This window comes from Geodermatophilus pulveris, assembly GCF_900188375.1.
Lineage (GTDB): Bacteria > Actinomycetota > Actinomycetes > Mycobacteriales > Geodermatophilaceae > Geodermatophilus > Geodermatophilus pulveris.
On record NZ_FZOO01000009.1, the window covers coordinates 77,708 to 101,185 of the forward strand.

Here is a 23,478-nt window from a genome sequence, read left to right on the forward strand (position 1 = left end):
TCCTCCTACTGCGTCGCGGGGCCGCCCTGCTCGGTGCCGGAGATCTGGCGGAGGAACTCGTGGCAGCGGCGCGCCCGCGCGCTGTCCTGCTCCATCACCTCGCGGAAGAAGCCGGCGACGTCCTGCAGCCCGGCGTTCTCCGCGTCGCGGACGTACTGGCCGTAGTCGTGCCCGGCCTTGAGCGAGTGGTACTGCACCGAGATGAGGTCGTAGGTGACGTCCTCGAAGCCTGTCTCACCGGTGGCCATGCTGTGCCTCCTCGCACGCGGACTCGTGGGGTCACGGGGTTGCCCGGTCCGCGGCGGCCGAAACGGCCGCTCAGGTGTTCGGGGCCTCCGAGAACGCCCCGCCGGCCACGGGCGGGCCGAACCCCTCGTCCTCCACGATGGCCGTCCCGGCGACGTCCCCGCCGCCGGCGTCGTCGGCGGCGTCCCGACCGGCGGTGAGCTCGTCCTCGCCGGTGGCCGAGGGGTCGTCCTGGGTCGAGGCGAGGTCCTCGCCCTGCCCGTGGGCGCCGGGGTCGGCCTGGGTGGTGCGCGGGTCGTTCAGCGGATCGGGGACGTCGGGGTCGGTGACGCTCATGGACCCGTCGTGCCCGGGAGCGCCGCGCGCCAACCCCTCGCCAGACGCGTAACCCATGTGTTACGCATGCGACGTGGAGGCGCTCGTGGCACTCGCGGACCCGACCCGGCGGGCGCTGCTCGGGCTGCTCGTCCCCGGGGAGCTGGCCGCCGGGGAGCTCGCCGCGCGCTTCCCGGTCAGCCGCCCGGCGATCAGCCGGCACCTGCGCGTGCTGCGCGAGGCCGGCCTGGTCCGCAGCCGGGTCCAGGGCCGGCGGCGGCTCTACGCCCTGGACCCGCGCCCGCTGCGGGAGCTCGACGACTGGCTGGCGCCCTACCGCGACCTGTGGGCCCGGCGGCTGGACGCACTGGACACCGAGATGGCCCGCGGCCGGCGGGCCCGGAGGAGGAGAGGGACCCCATGACCGGTCACGACGCCGTCCAGGACGCCATGGCCCGCCGCGGCGTCGTCACCACCGGGGACGACGGCCGGCAGCGACTGGAGTTCCGCCGCTCCTGGCCCGACCCGGTGGAGGACGTGTGGGCGGCGCTCACCGAGCCCGACCGGCTGGCCCGCTGGATGGGCACCTACGACGGCGAGCGGCGCCCCGGCGGCACCGGCACCTTCACGATGATCCACGAGCAGTCGCAGCCGGCCGGCGAGCCCATGCGGATCGTCGCGTGCGACCCGCCCCGGCGGCTGGTGGTCGAGTGGGTGCAGGAGGACGTCGCCACCTGGCGGGTGGACCTGGACCTGTCGTCCGAGGACGGCGCGACCGTGCTCCGCTTCGTCCAGTCCTTCCCCGCCGACGCCGACGTCACGGACTACGCGGCCGGCTGGCACTGGTACCTGGACAAGCTCGACGCCGAGGTCGGCGGGCGCCCCGCGCCGGGGGACTGGGACACCTTCGCCACCGGCGTCGCCGGGCCCGTCTACGGCACGTCGGCGGAGGCCTGAGCAGCCTCCCCCCGGCCGGCCCGCGAGGTAGACGTCCTATACGTAACATCCCTCACGGTTACACTCGTGTTCCCCGCTTGTACGCTTTCCGGACCCCGGCACCGCCGTCGGCGCCCCGGGCGTCGGGCGGTACCGACGACAGCTGAGCAGCACGAGCCCCAGCGCCGGCGGTCCCCCGACCGGTGTACCCAGAGGATGGAGACGCCGTGACTTCCGTGGCCACCCCCGGTCTCGACAACGCCCCGACCACCCACGCCCGGCTGCTCGCCTGGGTGCGCGAGATGGCCGAGCTGACCGCCCCCGAGCGGGTCGTGTGGGTCGACGGGAGCGACGAGGAGTGGGAGCGGCTCACCCGGCAGTTGGTCGACGCCGGCACCTTCACCCGCCTGGAGAAGAAGCCCAACTCCTTCTGGTGCGCCTCGGACCCCAGCGACGTCGCCCGCGTCGAGGACCGCACCTTCATCTGCTCGGTCGACGAGGCCGACGCCGGTCCCACCAACAACTGGATGGACCCGGCGGAGATGAAGTCGGTCATGACCGAGCTGTACCGCGGGTGCATGCGCGGCCGGACGATGTACGTCATCCCGTTCTGCATGGGCCCGGTCGAGGCCGAGAACCCGATGTTCGGCGTGGAGATCACCGACTCGGAGTACGTCGTGGTCTCCATGCGGGTCATGGCGCGCATCGGGTCGCACATCCTCGAGGCGATGGGTGAGGACCGGCCGTTCGTGCCGGCGATGCACTCCCTGGGCGCCCCGCTGGACGAGGGCCAGGCCGACGTCCCGTGGCCGTGCAGCGACACCAAGTACATCGTGCACTTCCCCGAGGAGCGCATGATCTGGTCCTACGGCTCCGGCTACGGCGGCAACGCGCTGCTGGGCAAGAAGTGCTACTCGCTGCGCATCGCCTCGGTCATGGCCCGCGACGAGGGCTGGCTCGCCGAGCACATGCTGATCCTCAAGCTGGTCAGCCCGCAGCAGAAGACCTACTACGTCGCGGCGGCCTTCCCGAGCGCGTGCGGCAAGACGAACCTGGCCATGCTGGAGCCGACCATCCCCGGCTGGCGGGTCGAGACCCTCGGCGACGACATCGCCTGGATGCGCTTCGGCGAGGACGGCCGGCTCTACGCGCTCAACCCCGAGTACGGGCTGTTCGGCGTCGCCCCGGGCACCGGCTGGGACACCAACCCCAACGCCATGCGCACGATCGACCGGGGCAACTCGGTGTTCACCAACGTCGCGCTCACCGACGACGGCGACATCTGGTGGGAGGGGATGACCGACGAGCCGCCGGCGCACCTCACCAGCTGGAAGCACCAGGACTGGACGCCGGACAGCGACGAGCCCTCCAGCCACCCGAACAGCCGCTTCTGCACGCCGATCACCCAGTGCCCGATCCTGGCGCCGGAGTACTCCGACCCGCAGGGCGTGCCGATCTCGGCCATCCTCTTCGGCGGCCGCCGCAAGACGACGATCCCGCTGGTGACCGAGGCGCGGGACTGGAACCACGGCGTGTTCATGGGCGCGACGCTGTCCTCGGAGACCACGGCCGCGGCCACCGGCGCCGTCGGCGTCGTCCGCCGCGACCCGTTCGCGATGCTGCCCTTCATCGGCTACCACGCCGCGGACTACGTCGGGCACTGGGTGGAGACCGGCAAGCAGCACGACGCCGCCAAGCTGCCGAAGATCTTCTACGTCAACTGGTTCCGTCGGGACGCCGACGGCGGCTTCCTGTGGCCGGGCTTCGGGGAGAACAGCCGGGTGCTCAAGTGGGTCGTCGAGCGGCTCGAGGGCACCGCGGCGGCCGAGGAGACCGCCGTCGGGCACGTGCCGACGCCGGACTCGCTGGACGTCTCCGGTCTGGACATGAGCCGCGAGCAGGTGGAGGCGGCGCTCGTCGTCGACAAGGAGGAGTGGCGCGCCGAGCTGCCGCAGATCCACGAGTGGTTCGAGAAGTTCGGCGACAAGCTGCCCAGCACCATGTGGGACGAGCTCGCCATCCTGGAGCACCGGCTCTCCTGAACGGCGTCCCCGCGGCGGGCCCCCGCTGGGGGCCCGCCGCGGGCGTGCGCGGGGCGGGGAGGGGCTCCGGCCGCCGTCGGGCCCCGATCGCCACCGTCGGTTAGCGTGACAGGTCGAACCGGTGACCCCCTCCGCCCGAGACGACAGGTCCCCCGTGCTCAATCCGTACCTCCACGTGCTCCGCACGCCGCACGCGGTGCCGATGGTGCTGGCCGCGTTCGTCGGGCGGCTGCCGCTGTCGATGGTGGGGCTGGGCTCGGTCCTGCTGATCGCCTCGGAGACCGGCAGCTACGGGCTGGGCGGGGCGGTCGCCGCGACCGGGGCGGTCACGACGGCCATCTCCGGCCCGCTGCTGGGGCGCTGGGCGGACACCCACGGCCAGCGCCGCACGCTGCTGCCGGTGCTGGCCCTGTTCGTCGTCGCCGGCTGCGTGTTCCTGCCCGCGGTCAAGGACGACTGGCCGCTGTGGACCGTCTTCGCCTCCGCCGGGCTGGCCGGCGCCTGCATCCCGCCCGTCGCCTCGATGATCCGGGTGCGCTGGACCCACCTGCTGCGCGGCACGCACCGGCTGCCCACGGCGCTGGCGATGGAGTCGGTGGTCGACGAGTTCGTCTTCATCGTCGGCCCGGTGCTGGTCACCGTCCTGTCCACCACCGGGCACGCCACCTCCGGCGTGGTCACCGCCTTCGTCCTGGCCGTCGTCGGAAGCCTGCTGTTCGCCGCGCAGGGCCGCACCGAGCCGCCGCCGCACGGGCACGCCGCCCGCACCGGCCCCGCGGCGATCCGCACGCCGGGGCTGCGGGTGCTGTTCGTCGTCGGGGCCGCGGTGGGCGCGGTGCTGGGCAGCCTGGAGATCGCGCTGGTCGCCTACGCCGACGAGCAGGACGCGATGGCGCTGTCCGGCGTCCTCATCGCCGCGCTCGCGCTCGGGTCCATGGCCAGCGGCATCGGGTGGGGCAGCGTGCACTGGCGGCACCCGCTGCGGCACCGGCTGGTCGTCGCCCTCGCGGTGCTCACGGTGCTCAGCCTGCCGCTGGCCCTGGTGGGCGACATCTGGCTGATGATCCCGTTCGTCGTGGTCGCCGGCCTGGCCGTCTCGCCGTCGCTGATCAGCTCCTTCACCCTGGCCGAGGTGCTCGTGCCGCGCTCGGCCACCACCGAGGCGTTCACCTGGATCGGCACCGCGCTCGGCCTCGGGGTGGCGCTCGGCTCCTCGGCCGCCGGCAAGCTGGTCGACTCCGTCGGGGCCAACAGCGCCTTCCTGGTCGCCACCGTCGCGGCCGCGGTGGCCACCGTGGTCGTCGCCGCCGGCCAGCGGCTGCTGCACGTGCCCGCCGAGCACGCCGCCGAGCCGGCGATGGCCCGATGAGCGGCGACGGCACGACGAGCGACGGCACGACGAGCGACGGCCCGGTGAGCCGGCCCCGCCCGGTCGACGAGGTGCTCGAGGAGGCCCGCGGCCGGCTGCACCGCCTGGAGCCGGCGGAGGCGGCCGCGCGGGTGGCCGCCGGCGCCCTCCTGGTCGACACCCGGCCGGTCGCCCAGCGGCAGGCCGACGGCGAGGTGCCCGGCGCGCTGGTCGTCGAGCGCAACGTGCTCGAGTGGCGGCTGGACCCGGCCAGCGACGCCCGGCTGCCGCAGGCCACCGATCACGACGTCGAGGTCGTCGTGCTGTGCAACGAGGGCTACGCCTCCAGCCTGGCCGCCGACTCGCTGCGCGCGCTGGGCCTGCACCGGGCCACCGACGTCGTCGGCGGCTACCAGGCCTGGGCCGCGGCCGGGCTGCCCACGACCCGGGACGGCACCTGACCCGCTCCCGCCCCGCCGCCGGCGGCGGCCGGCAGCTGCGCGTGCCCCCCGACCGCCTGGGGCGCTGGCTGGACGGCGTCGCCGCCCGGCACGGCACCTTCGCCACCGTCGAGCCGGTCGACGGGGCCGTGCGGGTGGTCTGCGCCGACGGCACCGAGGTCGTGCTGCGCGCGCCGTTCGACTGGCGGGCGGGGCCGGCGCTGCTGTCGTCGTTCACCGCCGCGGCACGGGTGCCGCACCGGGCCGCCGTCCTGCTGGTGCGCCGCGGCCGGTGGGCGGCCGGCGTGTTCGACGGTGGCGACCTGGTGGTGTCCAAGGTCGACGCCCGCCAGGTCCAGGGGCGGACGGCGGCCGGCGGCTGGTCGCAGCAGCGCTTCGCCCGGCGCCGCGGCCACCAGACCGACGCGGTGGTCGCGGCGGCCGCCGAGACCGCCGTCCGGGTGCTGGCGCCGCACGCCGGGGAGGTCGAGGCGCTGTTCACCGGCGGCGACCGCGGCCTGGTGGACGAGGTCATGGCCGACCCGCGGCTGCGGGCGCTCGCCGCGCTGCGCCGCGGGCCCGCCCTGGAGGTCGGCGAGCCCACCAAGGCGGTGCTGCTGACCACCCCGGAGGAGTTCCGCGCCGTCGGGGTGCGCATCGTGGAGCCCGGCGAGCGGACCGACTCCCCGCGATCATGAGCGCCGGGAGGCGACGCGCCGCGCGCTGTCGGCGTGTCGCGTCCCGGGCTCCATGATCGTCGGGTGGAGTGCCCGACGGACGGCCTCGACCGGGCGGCCTGGACGGCGTAGCGTCCTCCGACCGTGTCTCCCGCGGCTCCCGAGACCACCGCCCCCGATCCCGTCCTCGCCGCCGAGCGCGCTCACCTGCGGCGCGCGGCCGACTGCCTGACCGCCATGCGCGCGGCCACCGCCGCCGTCACCGATGCCGGCGTCGACGCCTGGGCCGCCGAGCGCCTGGGCGCCGCCCGCGCCGAGCGGCTGCGCGCGCTGGCCGCCGACCCCGGCGTCCCGCCCTCCTTCGGGCGCACCGACACCGGCACCGAGACCTTCCACATCGGCCGTCGGCACGTCCGCGACGCCGACGGCACCCCGGTCGTCATCGACTGGCGGGCGCCGATGAGCCGGCCGTTCTACCGGGCCAGTGCCGCCGATCCGCAGGGCCTGGTCCGCCGCCGCCGGTTCGGCTTCTCCGGCGGCGAGCTCACCGGCTACGAGGACGAGCTGCTGGGCCAGGGTCGCGACGGCGACGGCCGGCTCCTGCGGGAGGAGATCGAGCGCCCGCGGTCGGGCCCGATGCGCGACATCGTGGCCACCATCGCGCCCGACCAGGACGACATCGTGCGCGCGCCGCTGGCCGAGTCGATCTGCGTGCAGGGCGCCCCCGGCACCGGCAAGACGGCCGTCGGCCTGCACCGGGCGGCCTACCTGCTCTACACCCACGGCGGGCAGCTGGCCCGCACCGGCGTCCTCGTCGTCGGGCCGAACCGGGCGTTTCTGCGCTACATCGAGCAGGTGCTGCCCACCCTCGGGGAGGTCGACGTCGAGCAGACCACGGTCGCCGAGCTGACCGCCCGGGTCCCGGTGCGCGGCACCGACGCCCCCGAGGTCGCCGTCCTCAAGGGCGACGCCCGGCTGGCCGAGGTGCTGCACCGCGCGCTGTGGGGCTCGATCGCCAAGCCGGCCGACGACGTGCAGGTGCCCCTGGCCGGGCGCCGCCGCCGGGTGCCGGTCGAGCGGCTCAAGCGGTACGTCGACGACCTGCGCCGCCGCGGCCGGGCCGGCGCGGACCAGCAGGTGCTGCACCACGCCGCCGGCCGGGAACGGCTGGCCGTGCTCGTCGCCGAGGACGCGCGCCGGCAGGCCGAGGAGGCCGGCGGCAGCCCGACGGACGCCGAGACCCGCCGGGCTGCCCGCAGCCCCGAGGTGCGCGCCTTCTGCGACGCCGTCTGGCCCGCCCGGGACGCCGCGGAGCTGGTGCACGCGCTGCTCACCGACCCCGCCCTGCTCGCCCGTGCGGCCCGCGGCCTGCTCGACGACGCCGAGCAGGCGCTGCTGCGGCGCCCGGCCGGACCGCTGCACCGCGCACCCTGGACCGACGCCGACGCGGTCCTGGTCGACGAGGTGGCCGGGCTGCTGGAGCGCACCCCCGGCTTCGGGCACGTCGTCGTCGACGAGGCGCAGGACCTCTCGCCCCTGCAGTGCCGGGCCGTCGCCCGGCGGCTGGCCGCCGGGTCGCTCACCGTCCTCGGCGACCTCGCCCAGGCCACCAGCCCCTGGTCGGCGGCCGACTGGGGCGGCACCCTGGCCGGTCTCGGCCGCCCGGACGCCGCCGTGCGGCCGCTGCTGCGCGGCTACCGGGTGCCCGGCGAGGTCCTCGACTACGCCAACCGGCTGCTGCCGCTCATCGCACCCGGCCTGCCGGCGGCCACGGCGGTGCGCCGCGGGCCGGGGTCGCTGCGGGTCCGCGCGGACGGGGTGCTGCCGGACGTGGTGCGCGAGCTGGCCGCCCGGCCCGGCTCGATCGGCGTGGTGTGCGCCGACGCCGCCGTCCCTGGGGTGGCCGCGGCGCTGGCCGGCGCCGGGCTGCCCGCGGCGGTGCTCACCGACGACGGCGCGGCCGGCCCGCTGGCCGTCGTCCCGGCGTCGCTGGCCAAGGGCCTGGAGTTCGACGCGGTGGTCGTCGTGGACCCCGCCGCGATCGTCGCAGCCGAGCCGCGGGGGCTGCACCGGCTCTACGTCGTCCTCACCCGGGCGGTCAGCACCCTGGTCGTGCTGCACGCCGGGGACCTGCCGGAGCCGCTCGCGGAGTGACGCCTGGTGCTGCGGCGACCACCCGCTGTCCGCACGCGGCGCGCATGGTTGTGAGCGGCGGCGAATGCTGTTGCAGTGGGGCGACCTCACGGGAAGGGGGCCCATGGACCTGCGCGCGGACGCACGGGCCGGGACGCTGCTCAAGCTCGCCGCCACGGTCGTCGTGGCCGGTGCGCTGGTGGCGGGTCTGCTCCTCCCCTGGGTCGGCGGGCCCGCGGTCGCCGCCCAGCAGTCCACCGGCCTGCTCGGCGACCTGCCCACCGAGCTCACCGTCGACGCCCCGGCGGCGAACACCGTGGTCCTGGCGGCCAACGGCGAGCTGATCACCTCCTTCTACGAGGAGAACCGCGCCCCCGTGCCCGGTGACCGGATCGCCGAGGTCATGAAGCAGGCGATGGTCGCCATCGAGGACGCGCGCTTCTACGCCCACCACGGCCTGGACGTGCAGGGCACCGCGCGCGCCCTGGTCACCAACATCGCCGCGGGCGGCGTGCAGGAGGGCGGCTCCACGCTGACCCAGCAGCTGGTCAAGCAGACGCTGCTGCAGACCGCGGACACCCCCGAGGAGCGCAGCGCGGCCACCGAGCAGACGCTGGGCCGCAAGCTGCGCGAGGCCCGGCTGGCCCTCGCCCTGGAGGACACCTACTCCAAGGACGAGCTGATCACCCGGTACCTCAACATCGTCTACTTCGGGCAGAACGCCTACGGCGTGCAGCCGGCCGCGCAGGCCTTCTTCGGCGTCGACGCCGCCGCCCTCACCCTGCCCCAGGCCGCGCTGCTGGCCGGCCTCGCGCAGAGCCCGACCGAGGACGACCCGTTCACCGACCCCGAGGCGGCCACCGCCCGGCGCAACGAGGTCCTCTCCCGGATGGCCGAGCAGGGCCTGGTCAGCGAGACGGAGGCGGCCGCCGCGCAGGCGTCCCCGCTGGGCCTGGCCCCGGCGCCCGCCCCCCGCCGCGGCTGTGCCGAGGCCTCCGTGGGCGCCTTCGTCTGCGACTTCGTGCAGCGCCACCTGACCCAGGAGCTGGGACTGACCCAGGAGCAGCTGGACAACGACGGGCTGGTCATCCGCACCACCCTGGACGCCGACCTGCAGCGGGCCGGGGACGCCGCCGTGCTGCAGACGCTGAGCATGGGCAACTCGCTGGCCGGCGTGTTCACCGCCGTCGAGCCCGGCACCGGCCACCTGCTGGCGATGAGCGTCAACCGGGTGTTCGGCTACGACCAGGCCGACCCGGCGCAGGAGTCGTTCAACCTCAACCTGGCCGCGAGCAAGGGCTCCGGCTCGACCTACAAGGTCTTCACCGCCGCCGCGGCGCTGGCCAAGGGCTACTCCAGCCACTACACGCTGACCACGTCGGACCCCTACGTGTCCCGCGTGTACAAGGACGGCGCCCGCCCCTACGACGTCGGGAACGCCGGCACCTACCGCTCGACGCTGGACCTCACCACCGCCCTCTACCAGTCCTCCAACACCTACTTCCTCGCCCTCGAGGACGCCCTGGGCACCGTCGAGGAGCCGGTGCGGATGGCCGATCGGATGGGGCTGTTCCAGTTCAGCGACCCCGCGCTGCCGCAGCGGATCATCGACGAGAACCGGGGGTCGTTCACCTTCGGCGCGGAGGCCACCAGCCCGCTGGCGCTGGCCAGTGCCTACTCCACGCTGGCGGCCAGCGGCACGCAGTGCGACGTCGTCCCGGTGACCGAGGTGCTCGACCAGCACGGCGAGCCGGTGGCCGGTGCCGACGGCGAGCCGCTGGCGCTGGGGGACCGGTGCACGCCCGAGGCGGTCGCGCCGGGCGTGGCCGACACGCTCAACCAGATGCTGCGCAAGGACGTCGAGCCCGGCTACTCCGGGGCGACCGGCACCCGCGCGTACGTGCCCGGCCACCAGATCGCGGGCAAGACCGGGACCTCGCAGGGCAACGACTCGATCGCGTTCGTCGGCTACACGCCGGAGATCGCGGCCAGCGTCATGGTCTTCAACCCCAAGGAGAAGCAGAACGTCGGCGGCTTCGGCGGCGGCAAGGCGGCCACCGTCTGGCGGGACGCGATGGCGCCGGTCCTGCAGGCCCGCGGCAGCGGGGAGTTCCGGCCCGCCGACGAGAAGGTGGAGAACGGCAACACCCGCCCGGTCCCCGGCTGCACGTCGGTGCGCGGCTGCCGCACGGCGCTGGGCGACGCCGGCTTCGAGCACCGCACCGTCGAGGTGGACAGCAACCGGCGCGCCGGCACGCTGCTGGGCACCAGCCCGCCGCGGGGCGGCCGGGCCGTCCCGGGCCAGGTGGTCTCCATCCTGGTGAGCAACGGCGAGGACTACGTCGCCCCCCGCCCGGCCCCGCAGCGGCCGCGGGAGACCGAGCGCGTGCAGCCGGACCCCCGGCCCTCGTCGCAGGCCCCCGCGCCGCCCCCGGCGCCGGAACCCGCCCCGGACCGCCCGTCGGAGCCGGCGGCGCCGCCCCCGGACACGCAGGGCGGGCAGCCCGCGGAGCAGCCGGACCCGGGCCAGCCGGATCAGGGCCGGCCGGACACCGGGGGGCGGCCGGGCGGCTGAGCCGCGCGGCGCAGCCGCTCGTCGAGCGACTGGGTGAGCAGCCACCCGGCGATGACCACCAGGTGCAGCAGCCACAGCCAGAGGATGATCGCCACGACTGCGCCGACGGCGGTGAGGCCGCCGAACGGGGCGCCGAGGGCCAGGGGCAGGCCGAGGAACACCACGAACCCCTGCAGGAAGCCCGACAGGCAGGCGGCGGTGAACAGCACGCCGGACACCAGCGCCCCCCAGTGCAGCCGCCGTCCCCCGGCGATGACGCCGTAGCCCCACCCCAGGGGCACGGTGAGGACGGCGAGCACCGAGTAGTAACCGACGAAGAAGCTGCCCACGTCGCTGCCTCGGTCCTGCATCCCGGCCATCACCCCGGCGGCCATCAGCAGCGGGTAGGACAGCACCGGGAAGGCCGCCACGAGGGGCATGGCCAGCAGCCGCCCCCGCCAGCCGGTCAGCGTGTCGTCCTCGGCGGTGAACCGCAGCAGTGCCCGGCGCAGCCCCTCGCCGTAGAAGGACAGCGGGACCAGGGCGAGCACGAACTCCAGCAGCCCCATCGTCACGCCGGCGTCCACCAGGGTCCGCACCGCCTCGGGGGCACCCAGCTGGGCCGGCAGCAGGTCGCCCAGCCGGCCGCCCAGCTCGCGGACGGCGTCCGGCGAGGCGACCAGGGCGGTGAGGGCGAGCGCCACCAGCAGCAGCGGGACGACGGCGATGCCGGCGTAGAAGGTGAGCCCGGCGGCGATCAGCGCGACGTCCCGGCCGCGCAGCCGCTCGACGGCGTCGCGCAGCAGGTCCCGCGTCTCGCCGCGCAGCTGGGTGGCCGACCAGGCCGGGCTCACCCAGGGTCCAGCAGGTGCCGGGCCGCCGCGTACCCGCCCAGGCCGCTGACCGCCCCGCCGCGCACCGTGCCGCCCGAGGACGCGGCCACCAGCCGGGGGTGGTCGGTGGCCACCCCCCAGGTGCCCACCTGCTCGGGCGTCGCGGCCGCCGGCCAGGACAGGTCGCCGTGGAAGATGTGCCCGCCCGGCATGGCGAGGGACGCCTCGACGTCCAGCGGCGAGGACGCCTGCAGGCACGGCCGGCCGTCGGCGTCGCGGGCCAGGCAGTCGGCCAGCGGCTCGGCCAGGTGCGCGTCGAGCTGGGCCAGCACCCGGCGCACCGCCTCCGCGCGCGTGCCGTCGGGGTCGGCGCGGAACAGCACGGCCGGGGTGTGCAGGCCGAAGAGGGTCAGCGTGTGCCGGCCGGCGGCCCGCTCGGCCGGGCCGAGCACGGAGGGGTCGGTCAGTGAGTGGCAGTAGACCTCGAACGGGATGACGTCGGGCAGCCGGCCGGCGGCGGCCTGCGCGTGCGCGGCGTCGAGCTGGCCGGCGGCCTCGTCGACGTGGCAGGTGCCGGCGAGGGCCACCGCCGGGTCGACGCCCGAGCGCAGCCGGGGCAGCCGGTCGAGCACCATGTTGACCTTGAGCTGGGTGCCGTCCGGGGTGGGGCGGGGCGGCCGCCCGGTCAGCCGGTCGAGCACCGCCGGCGCGGCGCCGCCGACCACCCGGCCGGCGCCGGCCGCGTGGGCGGTGCCGTCGTCGTCGGTCCAGTGCACGGTGGCGCCGTCGGCGCGCAGCTCGACCGCCGTCACCTCGGCCCGGGTGACCAGCTCGGCGCCGGCGCGGCGGGCCGCGGCGGCCATGGCGCCGGTGACCGCGCCCATGCCGCCGACCGGGACCCGCCAGCGCCCGGTGCCGTTGCCGACCACGTGGTAGAGGAAGCAGCGCCCGGCCGGGCCGGCGGCGTCGTGCACGTCGGCGCCGGTGCCGATCAGCCCGTCGGTCAGCGCGACCCCGCGGACGACGTCGTGCGCCAGCTCGTCGGCGACCACGTCGGCCAGCGGCCGCTCGCGCAGGTCGTGCCACAGCCGCGGGTCGCGCAGGCGGCCGGCCAGCCCGGCGGGGGACAGCAGCGGCTCGGTGAGGGTGGGGGCGAGGTCCTCGGCGAGGGCGGCCAGCCGGGCGGACAGCCGCCGCCAGCCGGCGTACTCGGCGTCCGAGCCGGTCAGCTCCCGGAAGGAGGCGGCGGTGGCCGGGCCCTCGTCCCGCTCGACCAGCAACCCCCGGCCGCCGGCGACGGGGGTGTGCGAGGCGACGGCACGGTCGGCGAGGGCCACCTGCAGGCCGAGCTCGGCGACCACCCGGTCGGGCAGCAGGCTGACCAGGTAGGAGTACGCCGACAGCCGCACGTCGACGCCGGGGAAGACCTGCCGGCTGACCGCGGCGCCGCCGACCTCGGGGAGCCGCTCGAGGACCAGCACCGACCAGCCGGCGCGGGCCAGGTACGCGGCGGCCACCAGCCCGTTGTGCCCGCCGCCGACGACGACGGCGTCGTACGCGCGTGCACCCACCGGCGGACCGTAGCCGGTGCGCTGCCGGGCGGCCGGTCCGCCGCCGGTCCGCGTCGTGGTCAGCCCTCGCTGTCGTCTTCGGTCTCGCTGCCCTCCTGGTTGTCCTGCTCGGCGTCCTGGCACTGCTCCTCGTCGGTGGCGCCGGCCTCGGCGGCCGCGCACTCCGTCGTCCCCCGCTCCAGGTCCGTGTTGCCGCCGCTCCCGGTGCTGGAGCACCCGGTCAGCGCCGCCGCGGCGAACAGCACGACGAGGGGTCGCTTGAGATCCATGACCGCTGCGTGCCCCGCGGCACCTCCGGGCAACCCCGTCCGTCACAGCGGCCCCGCGCCTCTCGCGCCACCTGCGCGGTCGAGTCGAGGACCGACGAAACCACCCGGATGTGATTGTCACACTGCGGTCACGCCGTTACGGTCGGTACATCCGCCGGGGCTCCCCGTCACCGATGTGGGGGACGTCCCGCGGATGCCACCGCGCCGGCGACCCCCTCCCCGGAGGCCCCGGTGCCGAGGCCACTCGGGTGCGGCGCGCACCGGCACCACGGCCGGATGCGCCGGTCGACGCGCGCCCGGACCCGTCCGCTGCCCCGGTGGGCGGCCGAAGCAGAACGGAGTGCCGCCGCACCATGGCGACCCCTCGCACCGCCCGCCGCGCCGCCCTCGTCCTGGTCGGGGCCGTCGCCCTCGCGTTCGCCCCGGTCCCCGCCGGCGCCGAGGAGCCGACCACGGCGGCCGCCGCCGCGGCGCTCGTCGCCGCCCGCGGCCACGAGCTGGAGGTCCTCACCGAGGACTTCAACGAGGCCCGCGAGGAGATGGCCGGCCAGCAGGCGGCCGCGCAGGCCGCCGCCGCGGCGGTGACCGAGGCCGAGCGCGCCGTGACCGCCGCCCAGGACGCGGTGGTCGGCGTCGCCCGCAGCGCCTTCACCGGCGAGTCCATGGGGTCCTTCCGCGCGATGATGACCAGCGGGTCGGCCGACGAGTTCGTCGACCGGGTCACCCTGCTGCAGGCCGTGGCCGGCCACCAGGGCGAGCTGCTGGAGCGCGCGGTCGCGGCCGGCGAGGCCGCGGGGCAGGCGCGGGTCGTGGCCGAGCGCGCCGCCGGCGAGGCGCAGCGGCAGTACGACGCGGTGGCCCGCCAGCAGGCGGACCTGCAGGCGCAGATCACCGCCTACCAGGCCGACTACGCCCGGTTGTCGGCCGAGGAGCGGCGGGCCGCGCTCGACGCCGCCGCGGCCGCGCACGCGGCCGGTGAGGGCGGCCGGGCCAGCCGGACGGAGCGCGAGGAGCCGGAGCCCGCCGCGGCCGCGCCCGCCCCGGTCAGCGTGGCGAGCGGCTCGGTGCAGGCGGTGGTCGACCGGGCGCTGGCCCAGCGCGGCAAGCCCTACGTCTGGGCGGCCGCCGGCCCGGGGTCCTTCGACTGCTCGGGGCTGGTGCAGTACGCCTTCGCGGCCGCCGGGGTCGACCTGCCGCACTCCAGCCGCATGCAGTCGGCCATGGGCGCGCCGGTCTCCCGGTCGGAGGCGCGCGCCGGGGACCTGGTCGCCTTCTACAGCCCGATCAGCCACATCGGCATCTACCTGGGCGACGGCCGGATGGTGCACGCGCCGACGTCCGGCGACGTCGTCAAGGTGTCCAGCGTCGACGTCATGGGCGCCACGCCGAAGTTCACCCGCGTCGCTGTCTAGCGCCCCCGGCTGCCTCCCGCGCGGGAGGCACGTGGGGAGCACCGGGGACGGCGGGTGGCCGGGGTCACCACGGGCGGCGGGCCGGTCCGCTGCGCCGTCGGGGACCATGGGGGACGTGACCCCGCGCGCCGTCGCCCTCGCCTTCCGAGCCGTCGCCCTGGCCGAGGCGGGCTCCTGGGTGGGCCTGCTGTTCGGGATGTTCGTCAAGTACGTGCTGGCCACCTCCGAGCGCGGCGTGCAGGTCTTCGGGCCCGTCCACGGCGCCGTCTTCGTCGTCTACCTGGTCGTCACGGTCGTCGCCGCCCGGGTGCTGCGGTGGAACGCCGGGACGACCCTGCTCGCCCTCGCCGCCTCGGTGCCCCCGCTGGCCACCCTGTGGTTCGACCGGTGGGCCACCCGCACCGGCCGGCTGCCCGTGCCCGAGGCGGCGCCCACCTCCTGAGCCCAGCTCCCGGCCCCGGCTCGCTACGGTCCCCGGTCATGCCGGAGCCCGTGCTGCCGTTGACCGCCCGCCTGCTGCTCGCCCGCACCGCCCGGGCCCAGCGCGACGGCCGCGCACCGGGCCTGGTCGCCGGGGTCGTCCGGGACGGCGGGCCGGTCTGGTCGGCCGGGCGCGGGGACGTGCCCGGGCCGCACACCGACGTCCAGTACCGGCTCGGCTCGATCAGCAAGACGGTCACCGCGGTCGCCGTGCTGCGGCTGCGCGACGAGGGGCTGGTGCACCTCGACGACCCGCTGGACCGGCACGTGCCCGGCACCCCGCTCGGGGACCGCACCGTCGGCCAGCTGCTCGCCCACGTCGCCGGCGCCGCCGCGGAGAGCCCGGGGGAGTGGTGGGAGCGGGCGCCCGGCGGCACGCTGGCGGACCTGCGGCTGGGCCCCGAGCACGTCGTCCTCGGCGCCGCGCGCCGCTTCCACTACTCGAACCTGGGTTTCGGCCTGCTCGGCGAGCTGGTCGCCCGGCTGCGCGGGCGCCCCTGGGCCGACGTCGTCCGCACCGAGGTGCTCGCCCCCCTCGGCATGGACCGGACGACGCCGCGGCCGGTCGCCCCCGCCGCCGAGGGCCGCGCGGTGCACCCGTGGGCCGACGTCGTCCTGGCCGAACCCGAGCACGACGCCGGCGTCATGGCCGCCGCAGGGCAGCTGTGGGCCACGCTGGCCGACCTCTCCCGGTTCGCCACCTTCCTGCTCGGCGACACCGCGGACGTGCTCGACCCCGCGACGCTGGAGGAGATGACCGTGCCCGCGGGCGTGGACCCCTCCGCGCCGGGGTGGTCGGCGTACGGCCTGGGCGTGCAGGTGCTGCGGGTCGACGGGCGCACCCTGGTCGGCCACGGCGGGTCGATGCCCGGCTTCCTCGCCGGCGTGCTGGTCGACCGCGAGGAGCAGACCGGGGCGGTCTCCCTGGCCAACACCACCAGCGGGCTGGACCCGCTGCTGCTGACCGGCCTGCTCACCGACCTGCGCACCGCCGAACCGCGGGTCGTGGCGGCCTGGACGCCGTCCGCGCCGCCGGTGCCGCTGGAGGTCCTCGGCGTCTGGTTCTGGGGGCCGGCGCCGGTGGTCCTGCGCGCCGTGCCCGGCGGCCTGCTGCACCTCGGCCCGCTGCCGGGCCGGTCCGGGCGGGCCAGCCGCTTCACCCGGCGGGACGACGGCACGTGGCTGGGCCTGGACGGCTACTACGCCGGCGAGCCGCTGCGCATCGCGGAGGACCACCTGGACGTCGGCACCTTCGTCTTCACCCGGCAGCCCTACGACCCCGGCGCCCCGGTGCCCGGCGGCGTCGACGAGGGCGGCTGGACCGCGAGCTGACAGCGGTGTGCTGGCCGGGCGGGCGATGGACAGCCCACTGTCCCCGCCACCGGGTGACCGTCCGTTCTCCTGCGGTCGTCCGCCTGCTCTTGCGGTGCTGCAACACCGCAAGAGGACGCGAACGCCCGCAGGAGGTGTCCCTCCCGACGGTGGCCCGACGTCGCCACCATCAGGAACACCGCTGTGCCGGACCCGCGTCAGCCGGCGGGGTACAGGCCTGCGGAGTCACCGCTCGCCGTAGTACCGCTCGATGTCCTCGAGCCGCTCCCCGCGGCGCTCGAGTCGGGAGGCCATCACGGCACGGGAGGGGACGGCGTCCGGCGTCCAGCTGCCCGGGTCCCACGCTCCGCACGCAGGAATGCCCCGCGCAGTGGGAGGAGACCTGCTCGACCTCGACGACCAGCGCCAGCCGCGGGCGGTGCCCCCGCACCAGCACCCGGTCGAGCAGCGCGGGGTCTCGTCTCAGCCGGGCCCGGCCGTCCACCCGCAGCGTGTCGCCGCGGCCTGGGAGGAGGTGGAGCAGGGCGACGTCCGGGTTGGTGAGCACGTCGCGGTAGCCGTTGGCCCGCCGGTTGCCTGCCCGCTCGGGCAGCGCGATGGTCCGGTCGTCCAGGACGAGCGTGAACCCGGGCGGGTCTCCCTCGGGCGAGACGTCGCAGCTGCCGTCGGCGCCGCTGGTGGACACCAGGCAGAAGGGCGAGGCCGCCAGCCACTGCCGGTCCAGCTCGTGCAGCCGGTCCCGCTCCTTGGCGGGCGCCACAGGCGACGGTTCGCCCCGGAGCTCCCGGAGCTCGGCCTCCGTGGTGATCTCGTCCACGACGGGCAGTCTGCCCCTGTCCGGGCACTGCCTAGGGGCGGTCGAAGGCGCCCATCGTCGTCTTCACCACCGCGCCGTAGGCCAGGTGCGGGACGACGTCGCTGGCCCAGTCGGTGGCCGACCAGGTGCGCGGGTCGGTGACGCCGAGGACGGTCATCGGCCCGTTGGCCGCCACCAGCACGCCGGCCGTGGTCAGCAGCGTGCCGACCAGCGGCCGCGACCGGAAGCCCGCCGCCCGCACCAGCCCGACGGCGACGCCGACGCCCACGCCGGCCACCAGCCCGGTCAGCGGGCCCAGGCCCTGCACCCGGTTGGACCGCGTGACCTCGTCCCCGGGGATCGGCACGTGCGCGGCCTCGGCCAGCTTCTCCACCGTCTGCTCGGGGGTGGAGCTGGTGCCCCGGCCGCGGACGACCATGTCCAGGTAGGTGACGGCGTTCAGCGCGGTGGTGCCCGCGGCGCCGGCGGCCGCACCGCGCAGCGCCCAGCCCACCACGCCGATGCCGCGTCGTCCCGTTCCGATGGTCCCCAGCGGGGTGCGCCTCACCATCCGCCCGGTCTACCCCCGCCGGGCGGCGGTGCACACCCTCCTCAGCGCGGCACCGGGGAGCAGGGGAAGCCGGCGACCAGCCGGGTGCCCCGCCGGACGGTCCCCCGGTGCTGGAGCTCGTACCCGTGGGTGGACAGCGTGGGCAGCGAGACCACAGCCGTGGACCGACAGCAGCTCCTGCAGCAGGCCGCGGTCTCCGGGGTACACGGGGCGCCCCTACCCGCGGGCGTCCCCGCCCCACCGGCCGCGCCGGCGCAGCAGCAGCCCGCCGACCACCACGGCCAGCACGGCGGCGGCGCCGGCCTCCAGGGTCGTGCGCGACGGGCCCCTGGGGAACACGGTGCCGGCCGACCCGGGCGCGGGCGTGCCGGACCCGGTGAGCATCTGCACCTCCGCCGCGGCCTCGACGGTCCACGGCGCGGTCCCGCCGCACAGCCCGGCGGCCAGCCCGTCGTCCTCCCGGGTGGCGAAGACCAGGAAGGGGCCCTCGCCGGTGAGCTCCAGGCCGCACGAGGCACCCGACGCGGGGGACAGCACGCCCTGCCGGGCGGCGACCCGGCCGGTGTAGACGGTGCCGACACGGAAGACGTGCAGGGCGGTGTCGCCGGCCACCTCCCGGGACTCCAGCCGGCCGGAGAACACCGCGTCGGCGCGCAGGGCGAGCTCGGTCGACGTCCCCCCGGTGCAGCCGCACGCCGACGCCGCCGGCGCCAGCACCCAGCCGGCCAGCACGAGCAGCAGGCCGGCGAGCAGTCCGGTCGTGGCGCGGCGCACGGCACCAGCATCCCCGGGCCGGTGGCGCCGTGGCGCGAGGGCGGCCAGCCTGGGCGGTGTGGACGACGTGGGCGCGCGCCTGGAGCAGGCGATCGGCGCGCTGCTGGACCACCGGCGGGCCGGCGCGACGATCTGCCCGTCCGAGGCCGCCCGCGCCGTCGACCCGGCCGGCTGGCGGGCCCTGATGCCCGCCGCCCGTGCGGCGGCCGGCCGGCTGGCCGCGGCCGGGCGGGCGGAGGTCACCCAGCGCGGCGAGGTCGTCGACGTGGCCACCGCGCGCGGCCCGGTGCGGGTGCGCCGGCCTCAGTCCTGAGCCGTCGCGCGCTCCAGCAGCGGGCCCATGCGGTGGTCGACCAGCCGGCGCAGCGCCAGCGCGGTGTCGGTGCGCTGGACGCCGGGGATGGCCAGCACCCGCTCGGTGATGCGCCACAGGTCGTCGGCGTCGACGGCGACCACCCGCACCAGCAGGTCGGCGACGCCGGACAGCGCGGTCACCTCGAGCACCTCGGGGATGTGTGCGAGCGCGTCGCCGACGTCGGCCAGGCTCCGCTGCACCACCTGCACGGTCACGTACGCGCCGAGCCGGTAGCCCAGGGCCTCCGGGCGGACCCGGTGGTCGAAGGGCGCCAGCGCGTCGCCGGACTCCAGCCGGGCCAGCCGGGCCTGCACGGTGTTGCGGGCCAGCCCGAGCCGCTGCGACAGCGCCATGACCGTCGCCCGCGGGTCCTCGCCCAGGGCCTGGAGGAGGCGGGCGTCGGTGGCGTCGAGAGCGGTCACGCCGCTCAGTCTGACAGGATCCGCACCCCCCGGGAGGGGCATCCTGCGCAATCCGGGGGGCGGACCTTGCGCAGAACGGGGGGTGGGTGTCTCCTCCACTCCAGGCCCGGACGTGCCACGATGTGTGAGTGGTGCCACACCCGGGCGCCACGGGACGTCCAGACCGCCGCCCCGACCGGTGACCCCGGCAGCAGCGGTGCGACGGTGAGGAGGAGCACAGTGCGCGAGCTCGCGAGCAGACCCCTGAGCGCAGCGGTGTCCGGCATGACCACCGAGGTGGTCGACCCGGTACCGGGGGCGGGGGCGCCGCACCTGCCCCGCCAGACCGGTCTGGTGCAGCTGCTGACACCCGAGGGCGAGCGGGTCGAGCACCCCGACTACGCCATCGACGTGACGGCCGAGGAGCTGCGCGACCTCTACCGCGACCTGGTGCTGGTCCGCCGCTGGGACGTCGAGGCCACCGCGCTGCAGCGGCAGGGCGAGCTGGGCATCTGGGCCTCGCTGCTGGGCCAGGAGGCCGCGCAGGTCGGCGCCGGCCGCGCCCTGCGCCCCGACGACACGGCCTTCCCCACCTACCGCGAGCACGGCGTGGCGTGGACCCGCGGGGTGGACCCGCTGCACGTCATCAGCCTGTTCCGCGGCGTCGACAACGGCGGCTGGGACCCGGTCGCCACCGGGTTCAACCTCTACACCGTCGTCATCGGCGCCCAGTGCCTGCACGCCACCGGCTACGCCATGGGCCTGCAGCGCGACGGCGCGGAGTCCGCCGCCCTGGCGTTCCTCGGCGACGGCGCGACCAGCCAGGGCGAGGTCAACGAGGCGATGATCTGGGCGGCCAGCTTCTCCGCGCCGGTCGTCTTCTTCTGCCAGAACAACCAGTACGCGATCAGCGTCCCGCTGGAGCGCCAGTCGCGGGTGCCGCTGTACCAGCGCGCGGCCGGCTTCGGCTTCCCCGGCGTCCGGGTCGACGGCAACGACGTGCTCGCCGTCCTGGCGGTGACCCGCGCGGCGCTGGCCGCCGCCCGCGAGGGCCAGGGCCCCACCTTCATCGAGGCGTTCACCTACCGGATGGGCGCGCACACCACCTCCGACGACCCCACCCGCTACCGGCTGGCCAGCGAGCTGGAGGAGTGGAAGCTGCGCGACCCGATCGCGCGGGTCAAGGCGTACCTGTCGCGCACCGGCACCGCCGACGCGGACTTCTTCGCCGACGTCGAGGCCCGGGCCGACGAACTGGCCGCCCACATCCGGCGCGGCACCACCGAGATGCCCGACCCGCCCGGGACGGCGATGTTCGACCGGGTGTACGCCGAGCAGACGCCGCACCTGGCCGCCCAGCAGGCGCAGTTCGAGGCCTACCAGGCCGGCTTCGAGGGGAGCCACCGGTGACCGGGCCGAAGACGACGCCCGAGCGAGCATCGCAGGGAGCGCCGGCGACCGAGGAGCGTACCGAGGGCGGAGTCGAGCGATGACACAGCTGCTCACCATCGGCAAGGCGCTCAACCTCGGCCTGCGCCGGGCCATGGAGGACGACGCCAAGGTCGTGCTCATGGGGGAGGACATCGGCCGCCTGGGCGGGGTCTTCCGCATCACCGACGGCCTGCAGAAGGACTTCGGCGAGGACCGTGTCGTCGACACCCCGCTGGCCGAGGCCGGCATCCTCGGCACCGCCGTCGGCCTGGCCATGCGCGGCTACCGGCCGGTGTGCGAGATCCAGTTCGACGGGTTCGTCTTCCCCGCCTACAACCAGATCGTCACCCAGGTCGCCAAGATCCACGCCCGCTCGCGGGGACGGCTGGCGATGCCGATCGTCATCCGGATCCCCTTCGGCGGGGGCATCGGCGCCGTCGAGCACCACAGCGAGAGCCCGGAGGCGTACTTCGCGCACACGCCGGGGCTCAAGGTCGTCGCGGTCAGCAACCCGGTCGACGCCTACTGGGGCATCCAGCAGGCCATCGCCCACCCCGACCCGGTCGTCTTCCTGGAGCCCAAGCGGCGGTACTGGGACAAGGGCGAGGTGGACACCGACGCCACGCCGGACCCGCTGCTCGCCGCCCGCGTCGTGCGCGCCGGCGACGACGTCACGGTGCTGGCCTACGGGCCGATGGTGAAGACCGCGCTGCAGGCGGCCGAGGCCGCCGCGGAGGAGGGCCGCTCCCTGGAGGTGGTCGACCTGCGCGCGATCAGCCCGCTGGACCTCGACCCGGTGGTGGAGTCGGTGCGGCGCACCGGCCGCTGCGTCGTCGTGCACGAGGCGCCGGTGACCCTCGGGCTCGGCGCCGAGATCGCCGCGCGGATCACCGAGAGCTGCTTCCACTCCCTCGAGGCCCCGGTGCTGCGGGTGGGGGGCTACGACACCCCCTACCCGCCGTCCAAGCTCGAGGAGGAGTACCTGCCCGACCTCGACCGGGTGCTCGACGCCGTCGACCGTGCCATGGAGTTCTGACCGATGCTGCGCCAGTTCATGCTGCCCGACGTCGGCGAGGGGCTCACCGAGGGCGAGATCCTGCACTGGCTGGTCGCCGTCGGCGACACGGTCACGGTCAACCAGCCGCTGTGCGAGGTGGAGACGGCCAAGGCCGCCGTCGAGCTGCCCTCGCCGTGGGCGGGCACGGTCACCGCGCTGCTGCACGAGGCCGGTTCGACCGTCGACGTCGGGACGCCGATCATCACCATCGACACCGGCGGCGGCGACGTACCGGCCCCCGCTCCCGCCCCCGACCGGGCGGCGGACGCGGAGCCGGCGGCCGGGCTGATCGGCGGGGCGGCCCCCGGCGGGCGGACGGCGGTGCTGGTCGGTTACGGCCCGCGCACCACCGAGGCCCGCCGCCGCCCCCGCCGCGGCGCACCGCCGCCCAGCCGGCCGGCCGCCCGCGTCCCCGGCGCGGACTACGGCAGCGGGGGCCAGGAGCGCCCGCCGCTGCTGGCCACCGCCCCGGACATGACCACCAAGCCGGTGCGGCACGGTGGCCTGGAGGTGGGCCGGCAGGCCGAGGCCAACGCCGCGGGCGGGGAGTCGGTGACCGCGCTGAGCGCCGCCCCCGGCCGCGGGCGGGCCCGCCCGCTGGCCAAGCCGCCGGTGCGCAAGCTGGCCAAGGACCTCGGCGTGGACCTCACCGCGCTCACCGGCAGCGGTCCCGGTGGGGTGATCACCCGCGCCGACGTCCACCAGGCGGCCGCGGCCCCCGCGTCGGTGACGGAGCTGCCGTCGGCGGCCGCGACGGCGGGGGAGCAGCGCATCCCGGTGCGCGGGGTGCGCAAGCACACCGCGGCGGCGATGGTCGCCAGCGCGTTCACCGCCCCGCACGTCACCGAGTTCCTCACCGTCGACGTGACCCGGATGCTCAAGCTGCGCTCCCGGCTGGCCGCGCGGCCGGAGTTCGCCGGGGTCCGGGTCAGCCCGCTGCTGTTCGCCGCCAAGGCGGTGCTGCTGGCCGCCGGCCGGCACCCGATGGTCAACAGCTCGTGGGACGAGGCGGCGCAGGAGATCGTCGTGCACGGGCAGGTGAACCTGGGCATCGCGGCGGCCACCCCGCGCGGGCTGCTGGTCCCGAACGTCAAGGACGCCGGCCGGCTGTCCCTGGTCGAGCTGGCGACCGCGCTGGCGCAGCTCACCGAGACCGCCCGGGCCGGGCGGACCGCGCCGGAGGACATGACCGGCGGGACGATCACGATCACCAACGTCGGCGTCTTCGGCGTGGACACCGGGACGCCGATCCTCAACCCCGGCGAGTCGGCGATCCTGGCCTTCGGGGCGATCCGCGAGATGCCGTGGGTGCACAAGGGGAAGGTCCGCCCGCGGCAGGTGACCCAGCTGGCCCTGTCCTTCGACCACCGGGTGATCGACGGCGAGCTGGGCAGCCGGTTCCTCGCCGACGTCGGCGCGCTGATGTCCGACCCGGGGACGGCGCTGGCCTTCTGAGTCACCCGGCTGTCGGCCGAGGGGGGGTGCGCGACCGGGTGCAGGCGGTC

Annotated in this window: 24 protein-coding genes; 15 read left to right on the forward strand and 9 right to left on the reverse strand. The window is 76.2% G+C overall.

Going from position 1 to position 23,478, the window contains the following annotated elements:
- Window positions 1-5 precede the first annotated feature (5 nt).
- Together CHB98_RS17050 and CHB98_RS17055 are read right to left on the reverse strand one after the other, a co-directional pair.
- On the reverse strand, window positions 6-248 hold the full coding sequence (locus CHB98_RS17050; RefSeq protein WP_089306792.1) for an acyl carrier protein: 243 nt from the start codon (window positions 246-248) through the stop codon (window positions 6-8).
- A 70-nt stretch (window positions 249-318) separates the two neighbouring features.
- Entirely contained in the window at window positions 319-582 is a 264-nt protein-coding gene (locus CHB98_RS17055; RefSeq protein ID WP_245821297.1) for a hypothetical protein, read from the reverse strand.
- Window positions 583-667: 85 nt separating this feature from the next.
- Here CHB98_RS17055 and CHB98_RS17060 point away from each other — a divergent pair, with 85 nt between their 5' ends.
- The 8 genes from CHB98_RS17060 (at window position 668) to CHB98_RS17095 (ending at window position 10,712) form a co-directional block, all read left to right on the forward strand.
- Entirely contained in the window at window positions 668-985 is a 318-nt protein-coding gene (locus CHB98_RS17060) for an ArsR/SmtB family transcription factor (RefSeq protein ID WP_342744043.1), read from the forward strand.
- Complete coding sequence (locus CHB98_RS17065) at window positions 982-1,518, forward strand: SRPBCC family protein (protein ID WP_089306794.1); 537 nt, start codon at window positions 982-984, stop codon at window positions 1,516-1,518. Before CHB98_RS17060 ends, CHB98_RS17065 begins: the two co-directional genes overlap by 4 nt.
- A gap of 206 nt (window positions 1,519-1,724) precedes the next feature.
- Window positions 1,725-3,539: a phosphoenolpyruvate carboxykinase (GTP) gene (locus tag CHB98_RS17070; RefSeq protein WP_089306795.1), complete on the forward strand. Its 1,815-nt coding sequence runs from the start codon at window positions 1,725-1,727 to the stop codon at window positions 3,537-3,539.
- Between the two features lie 154 nt (window positions 3,540-3,693).
- On the forward strand, window positions 3,694-4,908 hold the full coding sequence (locus tag CHB98_RS17075) for an MFS transporter (RefSeq protein ID WP_089306796.1): 1,215 nt from the start codon (window positions 3,694-3,696) through the stop codon (window positions 4,906-4,908).
- Entirely contained in the window at window positions 4,905-5,348 is a 444-nt protein-coding gene (locus tag CHB98_RS17080; protein WP_089306797.1) for a rhodanese-like domain-containing protein, read from the forward strand. Before CHB98_RS17075 ends, CHB98_RS17080 begins: the two co-directional genes overlap by 4 nt.
- A gap of 41 nt (window positions 5,349-5,389) precedes the next feature.
- On the forward strand, window positions 5,390-6,025 hold the full coding sequence (locus tag CHB98_RS17085; protein ID WP_245821301.1) for an acVLRF1 family peptidyl-tRNA hydrolase: 636 nt from the start codon (window positions 5,390-5,392) through the stop codon (window positions 6,023-6,025).
- Window positions 6,026-6,148: 123 nt separating this feature from the next.
- On the forward strand, window positions 6,149-8,158 hold the full coding sequence (locus CHB98_RS17090; protein ID WP_089306798.1) for a HelD family protein: 2,010 nt from the start codon (window positions 6,149-6,151) through the stop codon (window positions 8,156-8,158).
- A gap of 103 nt (window positions 8,159-8,261) precedes the next feature.
- Entirely contained in the window at window positions 8,262-10,712 is a 2,451-nt protein-coding gene (locus tag CHB98_RS17095) for a transglycosylase domain-containing protein (RefSeq protein WP_089306799.1), read from the forward strand.
- Here the strand turns inward: CHB98_RS17095 and CHB98_RS17100 are convergent.
- The 3 genes from CHB98_RS17100 to CHB98_RS17110 are packed head-to-tail and all read right to left on the reverse strand — an operon-like array spanning window position 10,673 to window position 13,364.
- The gene (locus tag CHB98_RS17100) at window positions 10,673-11,545 is read right to left on the reverse strand and encodes a YhjD/YihY/BrkB family envelope integrity protein (protein ID WP_245821303.1); all 873 of its coding nucleotides are present in this window, start codon (window positions 11,543-11,545) and stop codon (window positions 10,673-10,675) included. The genes CHB98_RS17095 and CHB98_RS17100 overlap by 40 nt on opposite strands.
- Window positions 11,542-13,095: a phytoene desaturase family protein gene (locus tag CHB98_RS17105; protein ID WP_089306800.1), complete on the reverse strand. Its 1,554-nt coding sequence runs from the start codon at window positions 13,093-13,095 to the stop codon at window positions 11,542-11,544. The genes CHB98_RS17100 and CHB98_RS17105 overlap by 4 nt, the downstream gene beginning before the upstream one ends.
- A gap of 59 nt (window positions 13,096-13,154) precedes the next feature.
- Window positions 13,155-13,364 (reverse strand): lipoprotein, encoded by a 210-nt coding sequence (locus CHB98_RS17110; protein ID WP_089306801.1) that lies wholly within the window; start codon window positions 13,362-13,364, stop codon window positions 13,155-13,157.
- Window positions 13,365-13,717: 353 nt separating this feature from the next.
- Between CHB98_RS17110 and CHB98_RS17115 the strand changes: the two genes are divergently transcribed.
- The 3 genes from CHB98_RS17115 (at window position 13,718) to CHB98_RS17125 (ending at window position 16,588) form a co-directional block, all read left to right on the forward strand.
- Entirely contained in the window at window positions 13,718-14,776 is a 1,059-nt protein-coding gene (locus CHB98_RS17115; RefSeq protein WP_089306802.1) for a C40 family peptidase, read from the forward strand.
- A 106-nt stretch (window positions 14,777-14,882) separates the two neighbouring features.
- The gene (locus tag CHB98_RS17120) at window positions 14,883-15,218 is read left to right on the forward strand and encodes a DUF3817 domain-containing protein (RefSeq protein WP_089306803.1); all 336 of its coding nucleotides are present in this window, start codon (window positions 14,883-14,885) and stop codon (window positions 15,216-15,218) included.
- Window positions 15,219-15,256: 38 nt separating this feature from the next.
- Window positions 15,257-16,588, forward strand: coding sequence for a serine hydrolase domain-containing protein (locus CHB98_RS17125; RefSeq protein ID WP_089306804.1), 1,332 nt, complete (start codon window positions 15,257-15,259; stop codon window positions 16,586-16,588).
- A gap of 169 nt (window positions 16,589-16,757) precedes the next feature.
- Here CHB98_RS17125 and CHB98_RS17130 read toward each other — a convergent pair whose 3' ends face one another.
- From CHB98_RS17130 to CHB98_RS17140, 3 genes are all read right to left on the reverse strand, one after another.
- Window positions 16,758-17,405 (reverse strand): MSMEG_1061 family FMN-dependent PPOX-type flavoprotein, encoded by a 648-nt coding sequence (locus CHB98_RS17130; RefSeq protein WP_218822406.1) that lies wholly within the window; start codon window positions 17,403-17,405, stop codon window positions 16,758-16,760.
- A gap of 31 nt (window positions 17,406-17,436) precedes the next feature.
- Entirely contained in the window at window positions 17,437-17,955 is a 519-nt protein-coding gene (locus tag CHB98_RS17135; protein WP_179224612.1) for a hypothetical protein, read from the reverse strand.
- Between the two features lie 216 nt (window positions 17,956-18,171).
- Window positions 18,172-18,729, reverse strand: a complete 558-nt coding sequence (locus tag CHB98_RS17140) for a hypothetical protein (RefSeq protein WP_089306806.1) — start codon at window positions 18,727-18,729, stop codon at window positions 18,172-18,174.
- A gap of 58 nt (window positions 18,730-18,787) precedes the next feature.
- Between CHB98_RS17140 and CHB98_RS17145 the strand changes: the two genes are divergently transcribed.
- Entirely contained in the window at window positions 18,788-19,042 is a 255-nt protein-coding gene (locus CHB98_RS17145; protein WP_089306807.1) for a DUF3253 domain-containing protein, read from the forward strand.
- Here CHB98_RS17145 and CHB98_RS17150 read toward each other — a convergent pair.
- On the reverse strand, window positions 19,033-19,506 hold the full coding sequence (locus CHB98_RS17150; protein WP_218822407.1) for an Lrp/AsnC family transcriptional regulator: 474 nt from the start codon (window positions 19,504-19,506) through the stop codon (window positions 19,033-19,035). The two genes, CHB98_RS17145 and CHB98_RS17150, sit on opposite strands and share 10 nt — an antisense overlap.
- A gap of 264 nt (window positions 19,507-19,770) precedes the next feature.
- On the opposite strand from CHB98_RS17150, the gene pdhA reads away from it, so the two are divergent.
- From pdhA to CHB98_RS17165, 3 genes are all read left to right on the forward strand, one after another.
- Entirely contained in the window at window positions 19,771-20,895 is a 1,125-nt protein-coding gene (gene pdhA, locus CHB98_RS17155; protein ID WP_179224614.1) for a pyruvate dehydrogenase (acetyl-transferring) E1 component subunit alpha, read from the forward strand.
- Between the two features lie 79 nt (window positions 20,896-20,974).
- Complete coding sequence (locus CHB98_RS17160; RefSeq protein WP_089306810.1) at window positions 20,975-21,952, forward strand: alpha-ketoacid dehydrogenase subunit beta; 978 nt, start codon at window positions 20,975-20,977, stop codon at window positions 21,950-21,952.
- Window positions 21,953-21,955: 3 nt separating this feature from the next.
- A complete protein-coding gene (locus tag CHB98_RS17165; RefSeq protein ID WP_089306811.1) occupies window positions 21,956-23,428 on the forward strand; it encodes a dihydrolipoamide acetyltransferase family protein in 1,473 nt (490 codons plus the stop codon).
- Window positions 23,429-23,478 lie beyond the last annotated feature (50 nt).

Excerpts from the sequence above, each read along its gene's own strand:
- CHB98_RS17165 (WP_089306811.1), top strand. The coding sequence starts at position 21,956 with ATGCTGCGCCAGTTCATGCTGCCCGACGTCGGCGAGGGGCTCACCGAG.
- CHB98_RS17095 (WP_089306799.1), top strand. The coding sequence starts at position 8,262 with ATGGACCTGCGCGCGGACGCACGGGCCGGGACGCTGCTCAAGCTCGCC.
- pdhA (WP_179224614.1), top strand. The coding sequence starts at position 19,771 with ATGACCACCGAGGTGGTCGACCCGGTACCGGGGGCGGGGGCGCCGCAC.
- CHB98_RS17110 (WP_089306801.1), bottom strand. The coding sequence starts at position 13,364 with ATGGATCTCAAGCGACCCCTCGTCGTGCTGTTCGCCGCGGCGGCGCTG.
- CHB98_RS17160 (WP_089306810.1), top strand. The coding sequence starts at position 20,975 with ATGACACAGCTGCTCACCATCGGCAAGGCGCTCAACCTCGGCCTGCGC.
- CHB98_RS17065 (WP_089306794.1), top strand. The coding sequence starts at position 982 with ATGACCGGTCACGACGCCGTCCAGGACGCCATGGCCCGCCGCGGCGTC.
- CHB98_RS17115 (WP_089306802.1), top strand. The coding sequence starts at position 13,718 with ATGGCGACCCCTCGCACCGCCCGCCGCGCCGCCCTCGTCCTGGTCGGG.
- CHB98_RS17125 (WP_089306804.1), top strand. The coding sequence starts at position 15,257 with ATGCCGGAGCCCGTGCTGCCGTTGACCGCCCGCCTGCTGCTCGCCCGC.
- CHB98_RS17120 (WP_089306803.1), top strand. The coding sequence starts at position 14,883 with ATGGGGGACGTGACCCCGCGCGCCGTCGCCCTCGCCTTCCGAGCCGTC.
- CHB98_RS17050 (WP_089306792.1), bottom strand. The coding sequence starts at position 248 with ATGGCCACCGGTGAGACAGGCTTCGAGGACGTCACCTACGACCTCATC.
- CHB98_RS17135 (WP_179224612.1), bottom strand. The coding sequence starts at position 17,955 with ATGGTGAGGCGCACCCCGCTGGGGACCATCGGAACGGGACGACGCGGC.
- CHB98_RS17055 (WP_245821297.1), bottom strand. The coding sequence starts at position 582 with ATGAGCGTCACCGACCCCGACGTCCCCGATCCGCTGAACGACCCGCGC.
- CHB98_RS17080 (WP_089306797.1), top strand. The coding sequence starts at position 4,905 with ATGAGCGGCGACGGCACGACGAGCGACGGCACGACGAGCGACGGCCCG.